The sequence below is a fragment of the Streptomyces sp. NPDC002138 genome (genome assembly GCF_040296485.1).
Lineage (GTDB): Bacteria > Actinomycetota > Actinomycetes > Streptomycetales > Streptomycetaceae > Streptomyces.
In genome coordinates this window covers 1-2,054 of record NZ_JBEOXE010000158.1, presented here as the reverse complement: position 1 = coordinate 2,054, position 2,054 = coordinate 1, and the positions used below count along the sequence as shown (strand labels likewise).

Sequence of the window (2,054 nt, the reverse complement as noted above, 5' to 3'; positions counted from 1 at the left end):
TTATTATTCAAGCTAACAACCGCGTAATCGCCTTCTATGGCTTTGATACGACCCATCAGTCCACCAGCAAAGATGATTTCGCTACCAACAGTCAACGCACTGACCATGGCGCGGTGCTCTTTGGTACGCTTAGACTGTGGGCGAATAACCAAAAAGTAAAAAATGGCAAAAAAAGCAACAGGTAATAAAATTTGGCCAAATAGTGATGCAGCACCAGCAGTTTCGGCGGCATGAGCAGCTTGGATAAATAAAAACATAATTTCTCTCAGTGAGTCATAGATAATAATAAATTAAACGCATAGTAACAAAAAATCCTAGACTTGGTAACTGTTAATCATAGGCTAGGCGTGTTTTTCTTAACGTACTGGCATACTAGGTCGCATCCTCAATTCTAGAGATAGTCATAATGAAGGTTTAAAAATGGCTATATCTAGGCCAACTCCCATCAAATACGCATATACTATCGACAGTATTTGGCTTGTTTACTTAGGGTCTGTTGAACATTCAAATGTGGCACTGGCAGTGGCTATTTTTTAGACAATACGCAGTGAAATTTTTGACGCCTAGTCATTCTAGGTTAGATAATTTCGCCATGTATTGGCAAAAAATAGCCCTGCCCTGAAAGGCTGATACTAAAATCACCCCAAACGTTGTTGTAAACCTAGCTAAGGTCTCGACATTATCGTCGGTTTACGCCTGATTTGATAAAAGGTTTGGGACGATTTTAGCAATCAGCAGTCCTAATATTTGAATGTTCAACAGACCCTAATGATATGTATCTGATAATAATAGCGTTACTAGTTTTTTAACCTCCTAGATTCAAATAAGAAGTGCAACGTTTTAAAAGAATGAGTTGAAGAGTAAGATGTGCCGTGTTGCATTTCAAACTTCAACTCCTACATATCAGAACGTTATGAAACACTATACACATCTTACCCAAGAGCAAAGATATCAAATATCAGCGCTATTGCAAGCTAAAAAAGGCATGAGTGAAATAGCTAGAATTATTGGCTGTCATAAATCAACGGTGAGTCGAGAGATAAGGCGAAACATGGGACAAAGGGGTTATCGCCCCAAACAAGCCCATCGATTGGCAAACGCGCGCAAAGTTGTGAATAGCTCACAGATCAGCCGCTTTGGCTGGTGCTATATTGATCATCTACTCAGCAAGCACTACTCACCTGAGCAAATCACAGGGCGACTGAGAATGCTGGGTTGGCAAGAGGTCCCAAGCCATGAATCGATATATCAACACATCTATACTGACAAAAAGGCAGGGGGTAACTTACATAGCGCCCTTAGATGTCAAAAGCGCTATAGGAAACGCCGTCTGCAAGGTTATGATAGGCGCGGAAAGATAGCGAACCGCTGTGATATCAATGACCGTCCCAGTATCATTGAAGCGCGCAGTCGTATGGGCGATTATGAAGGGGATACGGTGGTTGGTCGTGGACATCAAGGTGTGCTTGTCACTCTAGTGGATAGAACAACTCGAGAGACTAAGATCAAAGCGCTACCCAATCGCAAGGCAGTAGCCGTCACACAAGCTTGTATTGGCATGCTAAAAGGTGAACAGGCGTTAAGTATCACCTTTGATAACGGTAAAGAGTTTGCTGACCATGAAACGATGGCAACAGCGTTGAAGGCTGATATTTACTTTGCTCAGCCTTATCATTCTTGGGAGCGTGGAACGAATGAGAATACCAATGGGTTAATTCGTCAGTTTCTACCGAAGTCAATGCGTCTGGATAACCTATGCATGCACTTAGTTCAGTCGATTGAAGACAGTTTAAATAATCGACCTAGAAAGGTGCTAGGGTTTAGAACGCCTCTTGAGGTAAAATCTAGCTTCGGGTGCGTTGCACTTCAATGTTGAATCCAAGATCTCAAAAACTTTTAATAATCTCAAACTAGACAGGAGCGCGAATCAATGCGACTAACCAATTATAGTGACTACGCGCTGCGCTCATTGATTTATTTAGCGGTGAAACCAGATCAGCATTCACTGGCCAACATCAGTGATATCGCCAACAGCTATAATATCTCAAAAAGTC

General features: G+C 41.9%; 2 protein-coding genes. One reads left to right on the top strand and one right to left on the bottom strand.

The genetic code is table 11. The features are described 5' to 3' along the window. A partial coding sequence (yajC, locus tag ABT084_RS37815) for a preprotein translocase subunit YajC (protein ID WP_351054368.1) occupies positions 1 to 257 on the bottom strand: 257 nt, incomplete at its 3' end. A gap of 656 nt (positions 258 to 913) precedes the next feature. Between yajC and ABT084_RS37810 the strand changes: the two genes are divergently transcribed. After that, entirely contained in the window at positions 914 to 1,876 is a 963-nt protein-coding gene (locus tag ABT084_RS37810; RefSeq protein ID WP_201560995.1) for an IS30 family transposase, read from the top strand. Positions 1,877 to 2,054: the final 178 nt, after the last annotated feature.